9 protein-coding genes are annotated in these 15,226 nt (G+C 39.4%); 2 read left to right on the forward strand and 7 right to left on the reverse strand.

The window, feature by feature from the left end; translation table 11 throughout:
• Positions 1–54 precede the first annotated feature (54 nt).
• The 3 genes from ACM03V_RS17625 to hetZ form a co-directional block, all read right to left on the reverse strand.
• Positions 55–2,358 (reverse strand): DUF3488 and DUF4129 domain-containing transglutaminase family protein, encoded by a 2,304-nt coding sequence (locus ACM03V_RS17625; protein ID WP_414622098.1) that lies wholly within the window; start codon positions 2,356–2,358, stop codon positions 55–57.
• 259 nt (positions 2,359–2,617) lie between these two features.
• A complete protein-coding gene (locus ACM03V_RS17630; protein ID WP_414622099.1) occupies positions 2,618–3,595 on the reverse strand; it encodes a PatU in 978 nt (325 codons plus the stop codon).
• Entirely contained in the window at positions 3,588–4,778 is a 1,191-nt protein-coding gene (gene hetZ / locus ACM03V_RS17635) for a heterocyst differentiation protein HetZ (protein ID WP_414622100.1), read from the reverse strand. The genes ACM03V_RS17630 and hetZ overlap by 8 nt, the downstream gene beginning before the upstream one ends.
• A gap of 229 nt (positions 4,779–5,007) precedes the next feature.
• On the opposite strand from hetZ, the gene ACM03V_RS17640 reads away from it, so the two are divergent.
• The gene (locus ACM03V_RS17640; RefSeq protein ID WP_414622101.1) at positions 5,008–5,481 is read left to right on the forward strand and encodes a hypothetical protein; all 474 of its coding nucleotides are present in this window, start codon (positions 5,008–5,010) and stop codon (positions 5,479–5,481) included.
• A 231-nt stretch (positions 5,482–5,712) separates the two neighbouring features.
• Here ACM03V_RS17640 and sds read toward each other — a convergent pair whose 3' ends face one another.
• Positions 5,713–6,681, reverse strand: a complete 969-nt coding sequence (gene sds, locus ACM03V_RS17645) for a solanesyl diphosphate synthase (protein WP_414622102.1) — start codon at positions 6,679–6,681, stop codon at positions 5,713–5,715.
• Between the two features lie 1,233 nt (positions 6,682–7,914).
• On the opposite strand from sds, the gene ACM03V_RS17650 reads away from it, so the two are divergent.
• A complete protein-coding gene (locus ACM03V_RS17650; protein WP_414622103.1) occupies positions 7,915–8,070 on the forward strand; it encodes a hypothetical protein in 156 nt (51 codons plus the stop codon).
• An 84-nt stretch (positions 8,071–8,154) separates the two neighbouring features.
• On the opposite strand, the gene murI is transcribed toward ACM03V_RS17650, so the two are convergent.
• From murI to ACM03V_RS17665, 3 genes are all read right to left on the reverse strand, one after another.
• On the reverse strand, positions 8,155–9,048 hold the full coding sequence (gene murI, locus ACM03V_RS17655; RefSeq protein WP_414622104.1) for a glutamate racemase: 894 nt from the start codon (positions 9,046–9,048) through the stop codon (positions 8,155–8,157).
• A 295-nt stretch (positions 9,049–9,343) separates the two neighbouring features.
• Positions 9,344–11,266, reverse strand: a complete 1,923-nt coding sequence (locus tag ACM03V_RS17660; protein WP_414622105.1) for an N-acetylmuramoyl-L-alanine amidase — start codon at positions 11,264–11,266, stop codon at positions 9,344–9,346.
• Positions 11,267–12,622: 1,356 nt separating this feature from the next.
• On the reverse strand, positions 12,623–14,518 hold the full coding sequence (locus ACM03V_RS17665; RefSeq protein WP_414622106.1) for an N-acetylmuramoyl-L-alanine amidase: 1,896 nt from the start codon (positions 14,516–14,518) through the stop codon (positions 12,623–12,625).
• Positions 14,519–15,226: the final 708 nt, after the last annotated feature.

The raw sequence follows: 15,226 nt of genomic DNA on the forward strand, positions 1-15,226 counted from the left end.
AAACTTATAGCATCTAAGCAATAGCTACAAACATTAGAAATTACAAACACAAGCTTAATTTGATGCAGTATTTCTTATCTGCCGCCATTTTTGACGTAAACTGTTCAGATTTTGGCTGTTACCCCCGTAACGCCAACTTACATAAGCCTGAGAAATTTCTTCTATGACTTCTACGGTTTCAGGTGAATGATGTCCATGAGAGATCCGAGCATATTCTAAAGGTGTTTGCGCTGGATGCTTAATCAAACCTTTTTGATTAGTCCACTGAAGCATTTGTTGATAAAGTCTTTCCATCGGCTGCAATTTACCCAACAATTGTCGGTAGCGCCATTTTCGCCATCTATCCCAACCCAGCCAACCGAACAAGGAAATTGCTGTTAATAAGGTTAATCCGCTTAATATCCCGAAAATACCTTGGGAGAATAACGAGAAAACCCACGATATAAATCTCAAAATAGCGCCAAATATTTTTCCAAATACACCGTTGAGAAAGCCGGTAACAGGAGAGGGAAGCCAACCCGCAATCCAATTCCAAAATTGTCTTAAAGCTGGGAAAGTTTGAGTTTCTTCTATTGATGGAGGAATCAAAGGATGATTGGGTATCGGATCGAAAGCAAACCAACCATATTTAGGAAAGTATACTTCTGTCATCGCGTAAGCGTCGGTGTTACGGACTTCGTACATTCCTGTAAATAGATTAAAACTTCCCGGAGCAAACCCTGCGACTAACCGCGATGGAATACCGATAGAGCGCAACATTACCGTTAGTACGGTAGAAAACTGATCGGGTAGCCCTCCTTTGTTTTTTAATAAGAAAGCTTCTACCAAGTCTTCTTTCTCATCTAACAATGGTGCTTCAAAAGGATTTTGCGGTACCGTGTAGTTTTGTTTTAAATATTGAGCTATGTATAAAGCTTTTTCATAAGGTGATGAAAGATTTTTCTCAGTTTTACCTACCCGTTGTCGGTTGTAACCAGCCAGAATTTCTTCGGTAAGCTGTTTAACTTTGTCGTTGATTTCCGAAGGAACCTGTAAATAATAATTTTTTATACTAGTAGGATATTTATTCCCAACCTTCGCTAACAAAGTGCGATCGCGATAGGGAACTTCAGATAATACGGTGTAGGTTAAACCTTCTGATAAACCAACTGGCGCTCGCAAACCACCTTCTGTATCTACAGCTATCATTGGTGTGGGAAAATAAATTTCCTTGGGATATGACATAGCTGGAATTAAGTTAGGCAATTCCGATACTAAAGTGTAAGTTTGTACTACTTCTTTAGTTTTACCAATAATTAAAGGTCGGTCGAGAAAAGTTTGATAAGAAAAAGGCGAACGTTTGAGGCGCTTTACTTCATCGTTGCGAGAAATTTCCCATCCCTTGCCCGTATAACGATCAAATGCTAAAACTCGCCAGAAACCTTCTGCTTGAGAACGTACCCGCATCACCAATTTGGGTTTCATTTCTCCGCGCAAGTTCTGGTTAATTTTGGTATTAAATCCGTAATAAAAGCTATCGTCTACTTTTTGCTCGCCGTTGGAACCTTTGGAAGTTCCGTCGCGATTGCTACCACCTTCACCGTTATTATTACCGGAGCGTACATAGCCAGGATTAACAATTTTACGTCCGGTAAAGTCGCCTTTTACGTCAATAGGCGAACTAACCGGGAATGTCCGTAAGCCATAACCCGCAACTCTAGGTAAAACCGCAAAAATTGCCAACCCTATAGCTAATATGATTGAAAAATTAACAAATAAGAATTTTAAATTAAAAACTGTAGTCTCTTTCTTTTCCGATCGTTGTTTTTTAACTGTTAGCGGCTCTAAACCCAAACGCGAACGATAGTCCAATACCAGAGTAGGTAAAGCAAAAGCTAAAAATAGCAGCAACACTGGTGCAAAAGCTAAAGTTTGACTCAGTGTTGCTGCAACACCCAATAAAATTAATCCGATTACAATCGAATACCCCAAATCTTTACGTCGAGGCATATCAAAACTATGCAGCACCTGAAGTTGAATCAGTAATTCTGCTAATAAAAGCCGGGTATCGTTCAATTCACCGAACAATCGCCCGAAAAACGCACCCAACGCCAATAACATTCCGATGGCGATACAGAATTTTGCTGCCACATTCTTGTGATCGCGACGGTAATAACTCCAACTACCCCCGACAATACTTAAAGGAACTGCCCAAAAACTAAACGTAGCGTTTGCAGCTACATCTGTCGCCACAATTCCTATAATTACCAAAGCGCTAACTAGCACCCTAAAAGTAATTGAATCTTCTACTTCCATTGGCGGCGAATCCTGAATTTTTTGCCGCCAATACCCTATATGTAGACCCCTGAACCTATTCATTCCTAAAAATTTCAAATGCTTAATTATCCCGCTTTGTCATCTTTTATTTGTACGCGCTAAACTTTGATCAGGAATAATCCCTATGAAAGCAAGGCGTAATTATTAGACAGTTAATGTAGACGCTCGGGGCTGTCTCAAAGGTTAAACAAAGGTTCAGTTTCATTACTACCCCTAAACCTATTCTTATTCATCATTTTTTATTAACCGAGGAGAGCATATAAGCAATAGCTAACAGCCAGCGGTTAAAAAACATTTGCGATCATTTGGACGAATCTGTCGGAACGATCGCAAATTTTAGCGGTTGAGTATCCATATCTTGTAACTCAACTGCCAATGTATAAGTAGCCCCTTTCACAACTGAATTCAACTCTAAATTAACAATCCCTGAAGTTGGAGTTGCAACTGCACTTGTTGTCTCTCCTTCAAGTTTCAAATTACCTTTTTGAGGTAATTGTGCTTCTACGATCAGTTTTTCGGCATCTTGATCGTATTTTACTCTCAGAGTAACGGTACCCACATCAGTTAGCCATTGCTTTTCAACTACCTCTTGAGCAGCATCTACAGTTAAAGTTAGATTTTCTAACAACTGTTTCGCAGCCAACAATGACAATGCCATTTGTTGACGTGGTTGTAAATCTGAGAAACTACCTTCTAGCGTTGTGCTTTTTTCTAAAGTGTCGGCAGAACGGTATGGACTTCTCAATACCATTCCAGCTAAGTCATTGAGTGCCTGCGGCTCGCTAGGAAATAAGCTTTCTACCGCTCCAACAAGTTTGGCACCCAAAGGCATGGGGAATGTAAGTAATTCTTGACACCTTGCCAATAATTGCTGGAAAATTTTCTCCGGCATCGGAATTGGCAAACTCATCTTAGCTTGTTGTGCTGCCCATCCCCAGGCAGGAACCCAAGCAATAGATGGGGAGTCAACATAATCGGGATAATCTACTAATTGTGATTCCCAAGGGAATAACGGTGGATTATCTTGAATTTGATTTTGTAAGCGACGTTTAAGAACGGCTTGGAAACGTGTTTGCACAGCAGGAATTTCTCCCAATTGAAAATGTTTTAGCATATCTTCCGACTCAGAAGCACCGCTTGTGGAAGCAGTGTTTGTAGAATCGGTTTTAGCCCCGTTAATTTCCTCACTTTCGACCAAAAAATCCTCCTCGGTTGAAGCATCTTCTGCTAGCAACCAAGCGAGTAATTGGTTCTGTAAGGATTCTGTGTCACTATTCATGAGTAGATGCACTCGATCCGGACATAAAAGAGTTACGAATATCCCAAGCAAGTTCTAGAACTTTAAACCACCTTTTTTGCAGTTGCGCCATAGATAAACCTAACGTTTTGGCAATATGAGCATCAGCTTCACCTTGTTGTTTCAGTTCTAATAAACAACGTTGTTTGTCGTCAAGCTTTTCTATATAAATTTGCCACTGGTATTCAGTCAAACCTAAATTGGTATGCAAGTCAGCTTCCAACCATTCGTGAACCAATTCCCAGCGATGCAACAAGGCAAACCGAATCAGATGATATTTGAAACGTTGCTGCAAATAATCTCTCTGACGGGGGGTTAAATCTAAAATTGATTCAATTTCTTGAGCGGATAAATCTTTCAAACGTAAAGCAAAGTAATCGGCGCAGTCTCCTTGCTGTCGTTCCTCCAGATAGCTCATTAATTCGTTAATGACTACAGAACGTAAGGTTTCCTCAGTTGGTTCCGGCTCCGGTTGAGATGCCATTGCCGATCTTAGCTGCTGTACGGCTGGATCTTCCCAAGAACCATCCCCGTCATTGCTGCTACCTTCTGCGGCTCTTTCTATATCAACGCAGGTTTCTGGAGGTTGCTGTTGAGAAAAAGTTTGTGCCCGCAGAATGATTAATTGCTGCTGCCTTCCCGGTAAAGGTATGCGTCTTTTTGCATAGCGTTCGGTAAACGCCATGTACTCTGCTAATTCTAGAAGAGTCTGAGGACGATAAGTCGGTTCAAGTTTATTTTCTCGTCGACAAGCATTCAGCGCTTCTAAATAAAAATTTTGCAGAAAATCTTCAATTACGCTTAACCGCCCTTGATAGCTGAGTTGTCTCTTTGGCGGATTAATGTAACGATAGATAACTGCGCTTAAAGTGCTGTGTAGCTCTATTCGACCCCGGTTTGAACCGAATTGGTAGTATCTCATGCACTGAGTTAGCCGGTGTCTAGCTAGAGCGATCGCCGAGCTTTTAATATCTCCAGAAGCTTGAATACGTTTGCTCTCATTGCAAATCCGCATGACTTCGGCAGCAATTCGTGTTGCCACTTCATGGCAATTAGCTTCCGAAGCTTTAGTATTCGATTTAAGTTCTCCGAATAGGAGTTTAAATATCGCCTCCACGCCGATAGACTTTTCTCCCTGAATAGTTGTGGTCGCGGCTAATTTCATAGTCTACTTGTTTAAAAGACCGATTGATTATATAAACAAACGTTACAACCTATATTGTCTGGGACTGCCGGTTGATTCGGCTGTGCGTTGAAACGCCGATGCCAATTGAGCCGATCCCAACTGCTCCCATCAATATGTCGTTATATATTATTCCCATTATGCTCGCTCACTTGCTAATCGCATTTCATAGAAGTTATAGCTAATGCCCACCAACTATTAATAGGTAATTATGGATTTACAAGCACAAATTCAATTTTTGATTGACAATGCACCCCAAGATGGTATTACACCTCAACTAGTTGCTGCAATTGCTCCGGCACTTATTCAAATTGCTCAAAAATTGCGCCGAACTCAATATTACATACTCCAAAACCCTTCTGGTGACTGGGTTTTAACAACATTAAACCTCAAGAGCAATCCGCAATTACAAAAACAAGTAATATACGCTTATCCTACGTTACAAGATGTCAGTACTACCTCTGGTGTTGGGTTTGACCCTCAAATGATAGCTGCCCCAATTGGAGTTATTGAAATTTTGTTCCAGATAGTAGCCTTACAACCCGTAGATAGTATAATTTTTTTTGATACTCCTGGTACTACAGCCAATGGTGTGGAAATTCCACGTTCGCAGGTTAACAGTATTATTGAAAGCTCGCTACAACAAAATAGTCGCAGATCGGATGTTCCTCCGGACATTGCTTAAATAATCCAGGAAATAGAGATTTATATAGTTAAAACATATACCCATTAGTATTGCCAAATTATGCTTTGAGGTAGGAATTCTAAGTTAAGGATTTATTACAAAACAAATCAACTCTGAGTACGTCGGCCCCTACCTTTTGACGGAGGGGATAAATATAAATCAACAAAAATGTAACTAATGAACCATGATTAAAAAATATTGAGCTGATATTTCAATATTTTTCAATATTTTTTAATTTAAGCGGCTGAGTACATAATCTGCCATATCGATTAAAGTTTGACGAGTTGGTGAAGATGGTAATTGACTCATATGCTCGACTGCTAGTTTCGCGTGGTAAGCTGCTAAATCGCGAGAACGTTGAATTCCTTTACTATCTTCTACTAGTGCAAGAGCTTTTTCTAAATCTCCGGCTTGTTCAAATTCTTCCTCGATCAAGGTTTTCAGTTCCGGTTTTTCTTCCAGAGCATATATCACGGGTGCTGTAAGATGCCCGTCTTTAAGATCGGAACTAGCAGGCTTACCTAATGTATCCGCAGAACTAGTGAAATCGAAAATATCATCAACTATTTGAAAGGCTAATCCAAGATTACGCCCATATTCATACAAGTTTTCGGCTGTTTCTGGAGAAACTTCGCTGAGTATTCCAGCAGCTTTGGAACTATTGGCAAATAATGTAGCAGTTTTGTAGTAAGTCTTTTGCAGATAAGTATCCATCGAAATATCGACATCAAAACTATTCACCGCTTGCAGAATTTCCCCGGTAGCCAAGTCCATAATTACTTGTGAAAGCAATTTCACTACATCTAAATTATCTAAATTGGCCAAATACCAGGAGGCTTGAGCAAACAAGAAATCTCCGGCTAATACTGCTACTCGATTGCCAAACAAACTATGAACTGTATCAACGCCACGCCTAGTTTCTGATTCATCTACGACATCATCATGGACTAGAGAAGCCGTATGAATCATTTCTGTAATTTCAGCTAAGCGTCGGTGACGGGGCGTAATATCGTCGTGCATTGTTGCTCTTGATACAAGTAAGACAATTGCAGGTCTAATACGCTTCCCTCCAGCTCCGAAGAGATGCTCTGCGGCGAGACTAAGGATGGGATGGTCGTTACCAACTAACTGTTTGAGGTTATCTGCCAATATATGCAGGTCTGCTTCCACAGGGGAAAACAAGGAGGTGGCTGAGGTCATGAATGGGCGGACTCTGACTTTGGTTACGAAAGTTTACATATCCTATACCCATTTTAAGATAAGCCCGTGCCTTTTCTCAAAGCATTCTACAAATGTTGCGATTGATACAAACCTTAATATCCCTACTTATAGATAATTATTTGCTCTGTAAAGCACTGTATTTTCGATTCAAGCTTCCTTAATAAATTGAGGAATTCTTACGGAAGATAGTTAAAAATTTAGTATTTTAATATATCTATAAGCATCTGTTTCTTTAAAAACAGCGGTTAAAATTTACATTTCGTTACATTGCGAACAATTTTTTGTTTGTATTCGTCGATCTTTTCTTCCTTATGTCTTCACCTTAGCTGAATACTAGTCTGAGCAAAGAGGAATATTCTATGTTCAGAGCGAGCCAAAAATATTTAATCAAACTTAACACAAATATTTATACTTTATATATCTAAGTGTATCCACTAATGTAGCCTATTCGGTTGGTGCAACTAAATTATTTTCATTTGAATAATTTTTGCAGAGAAAAGCTCTTATTAACAAAAATTTAATCTTTCACGATATGACTACAAGTATCTTTGAGAACAGAGTGAAAACAGGTTAAGTTCATCATATATGACTGATAACACTATCCGGACATAGGGAGAATAACTAAGTAAATTAGATTATCTCAAAAATTTAAAATTAAATCATAAAATACCTGCACTTCTTATAGTTCTTATGTTACTGTTATATATAGGGATTTCAAATACTTAAAAATATTCACTCAGAAAAAGTAAGTCGCTGCTTTATTCGCGTTCGTACTTGTACTGATGATAGTGAGTTTAAATAAGTCGAAGCTCAAACTAAGGGGATGATTCGTGAGTAAATCTACGAATTAATAAATTCCCCAAATAATAGCTACGTGCTGTCCTGCCATGTATATATTGGCGCATCTTGAAGACTCATTTTAGAGTACCCAAGGTTGGGTTGTTGTACGTTCAGCCGGAAGCACTGCATGACGCAGTTGGAATGCAGGTTAGGTAGATTGCATAGCGACTATTTTTTGGCGATCGCTGGCATAACCTGCAAAAACTAATTACGTATAAATAAATCGGAGAGTATTTATACTCTACCGAAATTTTTTAATACAAAAGCTGTAGTAATAAGCTATATAGCTTCAATTGTTGTATTTGTATTCAGCGCAACTTGTTTGCTTTTAAGCGTGTAATTGAAAATAATACTTGTCGGGGAAGTATACTTATGATGATATTTGTTCTAGCTTCTAGTTATTTGTTTGGTGTATATGTATTTTTGGCGATCGCCAAGAAAGCGATTAACAATACTGCGACAACAGGAATTTCTTCGCAAAATATTGGAGATTATTCTTCCGATTTGTCCATCAATACTTTTGAATGAAGCCTTTCGTAACATTAAATTTTAATTTTGGTTGAATTTATTTTGAGTACAGCACACTACCCGGCGTAGTGTGCTGTATTAGATTTAATAGCTAATTAAGCCACCATTCTCTTGTGAAAGATGGTTAAAATCTAGATGCTGCAAATTTACCGATTCAACGATTGGAGTGCAGCCGAGCCATTTAATTGAAGACTGAGCAAATTGTTGTGGACTTCCGCTCACAGCAAACCGAGTTGGTAAAGGTGGGTAAGTATTTCTTAAGCCTAACAAATCTAGTTCTTGGGCACAAGCTTCAACAACACTCTTTCCTGGATCTACTAATTCTACAGATTCACCAAGCAGCGATCGCAATAATGCTGACAGGTGTGGATAATGAGTACAGCCATAGACTAAAGTATCAATTTCCTGTTTTAATAAAGGTTCGAGATAGGAACGCGCTACTTCAAAGGTATAGGAATCATCAATGCGGTTTTGTTCGATAAGAGGAACAAATTCCGGACAACCAACTTGCCAGACTTGGGCATTGCTATTAATTTCTTGGATAGCCAATTTATAAGCATTGCTTTTAGCTGTTGCTGGTGTAGCAATCACGCCGATACGTTTTCCGGCTTTCACGGCTGTTACTGCACCCGGTAGGATAAGTCCAAGTATAGGCACCTTAAATTCGGAACGTACTGTTTCTAATGCTAAAGCCGAACTGGTGCTGCAAGCCATAATCACCATTTTCACGCCTTGACTTTCCATCCAGAAGATAATTTCTCGGGTAAATTGGATAATTTCTTCTTGGGAACGAATACCGTAAGGTAGCCTAGCTGTATCGGCAAAGTAAATTATTGATTCATTGGGGAGTTGTTCGTAAATTTGGCGCAGTACCGTTAAACCACCCACGCCACTATCAAATACACCTATAGGGGCACGTTGGGGTTGTTGTTCGGATAAATGGTAAAGATTGCCTTCAAAGATAGAAGATGAAAACACAGGCAAATTTTGATATCTAATTTTGAATTTGGAACAGACGATTTAGAAGAAACTTCAAGATTTGAACTACTAAATCCGACATGAAAGAGAATTTTACATCTTAACTTTGCCGCTTCTAAAATTTTTACGATATTTTTTACTGAAACGTAGGTACTCTTAAATACTATTGACTACATAACAAGGATTAAATTTGTATTTCTACCAAGAAATAATTAAGAATTGAAAAAAGAAAAAAAATAGCCCTATCTCAGTAAATATACTAGGACACGGCTATTATAACGTTCAAACTTTTCACTTATCTGCTTCTGATGTAGCTGAGAATACCATTGGCAATTCCCTGTGCCATTTGCTCTCGATATTGTGGAGAAGATAGTTTTGCTGCATCTTCCCGTCCGGTAACATAACCTGTTTCCACAAGAATTGCAGGCATAGAGGTTTTTCTGAGTACGTAAAATCTGGCTTTTCGTACTCCTCGATCTTTAACGCTGACAGAATTTAAGATACCGCTACGGACACTTCGGGCAAGGTTATAACCACTACTGTAATAGTAAACTTCTAAACCGCTGACATCCGGACGACTCAAACCAACAGAATTAGCGTGAATGCTGACAAATAAATCGGCATTTCCTTGCTCTGCCATATCTACCCGTCCTTGAAGACTGACGAAGTAGTCGGAATTGCGACTAAGTACTGCTTGCACTCCGTTTTGCTGCAAAATTTGTCCAACTCTGATACTAATAGGTAAAATAACGTCTTTTTCTCGCAATCCACCGATACCAATTGCACCTGGATCTTTACCACCATGTCCGGGGTCAATAATTACTGAAACTCTACCGCTAGGAACTCGCGATCGCCCTATAGATGGCTGGTTAGTCCGGGGAAGAGTCATTATCGGACGACGAGTTGAAGGCGTAGGAATCGTTGGAGATATGGGTGGTAAACCCCTAGAATTAGTAGGAGGTAGAACTCTACGACTCCGTTGTAATTCTAAAGATAAAAGTTGATTACTAAGTTGATTAAGTTCGCCGATTTCCACTCCGGAAGCGGGTTGAACAAAGATAGCAACTTTGTCCGATTCAATTTGCTGCAATTTGACTCGTAAAATGGGGCTGCTAGCGTTAAATTTAGGACCTTTAACTTTAGGAGCCAATTTGGCATTATTAACGGTGATGCGATACAAACCGGATTTTCTGTCCCAACCACCATTAGCTTCGAGATTTTGATTTCCTCTGATTAGTAATTGAGTACCAGTAGGGGCTAATTCTACAGATTCAATTGTTGCTACTTGATTTATCTGTGTTCGGACTGCTGGAACGGGAAAAGAATCCGATTTACTATTGTCACTTGAATCTGAACTACTGTCGCTACTGGAATTACTAGAACTACTACCTCTGGATAACAAAGCGCTCAGACGATTGGGTAGAACTATTAAACCATCGTTACCACTGGTGGCGGCTCGCCAATCGGGAGCATTTTTATCTACCTGCAAAGTCATGCGAAGAACTGGGGATTTACCATCAACTTGGGTAAATTGAACTCGGCTAACCGAGTGCTTGTTAACCGATATCTCCTGTTGAACTGCCGAACTTAAAGCTGCATCTGAAATATCTACGTTAATTTCCTTGCGATCGCGACTGCGATTCACTTTAATTTTGGGTTTCGATCCGCTAGTACGCAGGTAAAATCCGTCTCCGGTAACTTGCAAGCTTTCGATTTTTGTTGCTGCATTTGAGTTTGTAGCAGCTATTGAAAGCGGTGATGTGGTGTTAGATGTTGGGGTAATTACACTGTAAATACTTCTAGCAGAAACAGCGTTTGTTTCGGGTTTTGGCGAAGGTAGCTGTACCGTCCAATTGCTGGGAGTTATCCCGATAAATTTGACTTGAGCGGGGTCAAGAGTATAGCCTTGATTCATTTCGACAACTATACGAGCTGTTTGTGGATCGAACTGTCCGACACGAAGAGAACGAATCGCACCACCGCTTACGGGTTCCGTCAACTGGGGTCGCCCAAATGTCGTTCCTGGTAAATCAATGACTAAACGAGTCGGATTAAAGATTAATTGTGCTTGGGGTTGAACCGCACCATCGGTTTGAAATTCCAGTTTGTTTTGATCGGCATTAAAACGCCAGGAAGACAGTTTAGCGCCGTGAGCGGGCGACGATAGCATTAGTACAGAAACAAAAGTAGTACCAGATACTAACCAGTTAATTTTCACAGCGTTTTCTCCTAATCGGTATTTTATTGATAACTATTAATGTGTAAAAGTGTTAGTGCTTTATGCTTGAATATTTAACAACCGGGGGAGCCGAAGACAATTTTGTGAACGACTATACCGCAAGCATTGTAGCGAATAATTTATCTTCAACAAAGATATTGTTAATCGCATTAACCTTAGCATGAAGCTTTTCCTATAATCTGCCTCAAAGACATCATTAGCCACGTTTTTTAGCATTTGATTATACCAACATCCGGCGGAGTTAAAGTTCAACTTAGCAGTCAAATCCAATATTTATACTAATGATGTGTCATTTGAATGTTCGGAGTGGTATCGATCGGAAATTGAATTATTTTAAACGTGTTTATTGCTTTCATCTCAGAATTACGATCGATAGATTTATGTTTAAATAGTTCTAAGGTGGCTTGACTTTAATCCTGAATTAAGGCTATAGAGTTTCAATATGCGCCTGAAATTTGACAATGCTACAGAAGCTCCCCCGATCGTACTTTTGAGAAAAAATGTTCCCCAATTTACAAAAAATAATATTGATGTTAACGACCCATAGGTTTGAGATTTTATTAGATTTTATTAGATTTTAGAATAAACTTCGAACGAATGGTTGATGACCAAGATAATTCCGGCATTATCTAATTGTACAAGCATCGGCTTGCCTTCTGTGGGTGACTTCGTTTACGGTCGATCAATAATTATTCTTGCCTATTGGTTTTAAGGAGAAAAAAGCTATTGCCATAGCTGCATCCTGTTGGGTAAAACTGAATTCGACCGCACAATGAAAGCTTATCTAGACAAAAGCAGACGACTTCTTTATTGAAGTTTCAATCTTCGTTACCTCTCAACTTTGTCGATAAGTTTATTGAAGATAAATTTAGCAAGCTTTTTTTAACTTTCGGGAGATTTTTAAGAATGAAATACTTAAACTAATCGTAAATGTTGCCGTAAATTATATATGAAATAAATTTCATAAGCAGTATTCTTTTTTTAGCTTGAGTCAGAGCAGAAAATATGGGATTATATAAATACAGATACAAGTACAGATAAAATACAAACCCGATCTAGCATATCTTCAGCGGTAGAGGCTTAAAATAGCACTTGAATAATTTGGGTTTAGACCTACATAAAATTATCGCAACCTGCAATATTTTATTAAAGGCAACTTAATAAATGCCAATCCTAAGATAAGTCCGGGCCTGCTCATTTAAAAATGGGAGAATCATTGCTCGCTTCCGAACAATAATTCCCCCATAATAACCGCTCTTTTTGATTTAGGATGACAATTTATGATGAGTAAATTCACCCAAGTTTACTCATTACTCGTAATTCATTTATATATTTTTACCTACGTTTCAGATACCGGAGAATACCATCAGCAATTCCTTCTGCCATTTGATTTCGGTACGAAGTTTGGCTTAAGTTAGCCGCATCCTCTCTACCCGTTACATAACCAGTTTCTACTAAAATTGCTGGCATAGAAGTTTTGCGAAGTACGTAAAATCTAGCTTTTCGTATTCCTCGGTCTTTAATTTTTACCTTTTGAGTAATGCTTCTACGAACTGTATCGGCGAGTCCTTTACCGCTGTTGTAATAATAAACTTCCAAACCGTTAATATCGGGACGACTTAAACCCATAGAATTGGCATGAATGCTGACAAATAGATCGGCATCGTCTCTGTCAGACATCACGACTCGTCCCTGTAAGCTGACAAAATAGTCACTATTGCGGGTGAGTACTGCATTGACTCCATTTTTTCGCAGTATTTCAGCTACTTTTTGGCTGATGGGTAAAATTACATCTTTTTCTCTCAGTCCACCAATACCAATTGCACCTGGATCTTTACCACCATGTCCCGGATCAATCATAACTAGTACTTGTCCAGTAGGAGCCGGTTTTGGTTTTGGCGCTGGATCTGGCTTCGGCTTGGCAGGAGCGGGTACAGGTACAGGTCTAGGTTTGGAACCAGCAATGGGATTTGGTTGTGGAATCGGAGGTAAAACAACTGGGGGCTTGACTGCATTACTACGCTGCAAATCTAAAGATAATTTATCTCCTCGAACATCAAGTCTTCCAAAAGTTATCTGCGATGCTGGCAGAATGTAGATCGCAACAGTATTTGCATCTTCCTGTCGCATACGTACCCGCAACACCGAACTGTTGGGTTTAAAATCCGGGCCTTTGACAGAGGGTGCTAAGCGAGCATTAGGAATCAGGATGCGGTACATTGCACTAGTTTTATCCCAACCACTGGTGCTTCCAGATAAAGATTTGTTCGCTTTAACAACTAATTTCTTACCGTTGTCGTCCAATTCAACGGAATTAATTTCAGCTCGTGACTTACTAATTGATGCAACTGGCGGCGGAGCAGATATTGGTTGATTTACAGATGGGCTGGGATTGCTGCTTACAGGGGAGTTGCTAACCGGGCCATTCGGTAGCAAAACTACACCGCCAAAACTGCTGATAGAGCTTCGCCAATTAGGGCTATTTTCATTGACTCGCAAAGTAATACGAGCAGTTGTTGAGTTTAATTGCTTAAATTCAACTCCCTTTACGCCAAAACGATTCATGGGAAATTCGTTTCGCGGTAAGCTTGAGGAAAATGTCGCTCCAGAAATATCTACTTCGATCAATTCTTTGCTACTGCGGTTAACTCTTACCCCAGATGGTTTACCGCCACTTGTACGCACAAAAAAGCCGTCACCCGTCGGAAGTACTCTTTCAATTTGAGCCGTTCCTTGAGCAGTTTTGATTACCGTTTGATTGCTGGCTACGGTATTGCTGGCTACGGTATTGCTGGTTCGGATTACGCTGTAGATAGATTTTTCCTCAACTTCTGCCTTCTCAAGTTGCGGTTGCGGTAATTTTACCTTCCAACGACTGGGACTTATTCCTTCAAATTTGATTTGATTTGGATCTAATGTATAGCCAGGGCTTAATTCAACCACCATACGTGTAGTTTCGGGGTCGAATTGACCGATACGGACACTACGAATAGCACCACCTACAGGTTTTTTAAGCTGCGAACGACCGAATTCAACTCCCGGTAAATCAATTACCACCCGAGTCGGACCAAAAATTAGTTGTGCCTTTGGTTGTACGGCAGCATCAGTATTAAATTCTAGGCTGTTTTGATTAGCGTCAAAATCCCAAGATTCTAGTTTTGCTGCATCCGCAGGCGACGATAACAGGGAGACAGTTAAAAAAGTCCCAGGTATTAACCAGTGTAGTTTCAAGGTGCTTTCTCCTAAGTCGCATTTTGATAGAGCGGTTATAGCTAAAAAGTTTCAGTTCTTGCTATATTCATCTAAGCCAGAACTTTGATTAAAGATAAATTGGTTATCAGTGGTGCTTGCCACGGAAGACAATTTTTTACTAATATACGCCCACAACAGAAAATGCTTCTTAAAAAAGACGCAATTAGCTGTTGGCAAGAAATTCTAGCATGAGAAATAATTCTTGTATGTTGTTGTGGCGATAGAATTCTACGTATGAGATAGAGCATAATAATCACACCCACGAAGAGATTACCAGAATTAACTATTGCAGTTAATACTAGTTAAAGCACTCATAAGGGTAAATAGTATTTGTGAAATGCGGTTTACTGAAGCGGTAATTTATGCACGCCCGTTAGAATTATCAGCTTTAAAATCGTATGGTGAGATGCAGGAATTGAATAAATATTCCGCTCAGCTGATGCAGACAAATTCTAAAAAACTCCTGCAAAAAGGGACGGAGATTTTAATAAAGAAGTTTCCCTTGGTATAATAAGTTATCCAGCATCAATACTTTTATGATTCGTTTGCTGAAGTGAAAATGCTTAGTTGAACTATAGCCAATGAAATTTTACTTATATCTGGCACAATTTTAAGTTATAAGATTTACAGTTATTGAAATCGCAGCCAAGTTGGAGATTCCTTAATTGTTGTTTATCGAAACATTGT

Source organism: Calothrix sp. CCY 0018 (assembly GCF_963920925.1).
Classification (GTDB): Bacteria; Cyanobacteriota; Cyanobacteriia; order Cyanobacteriales; family Nostocaceae; genus Rivularia.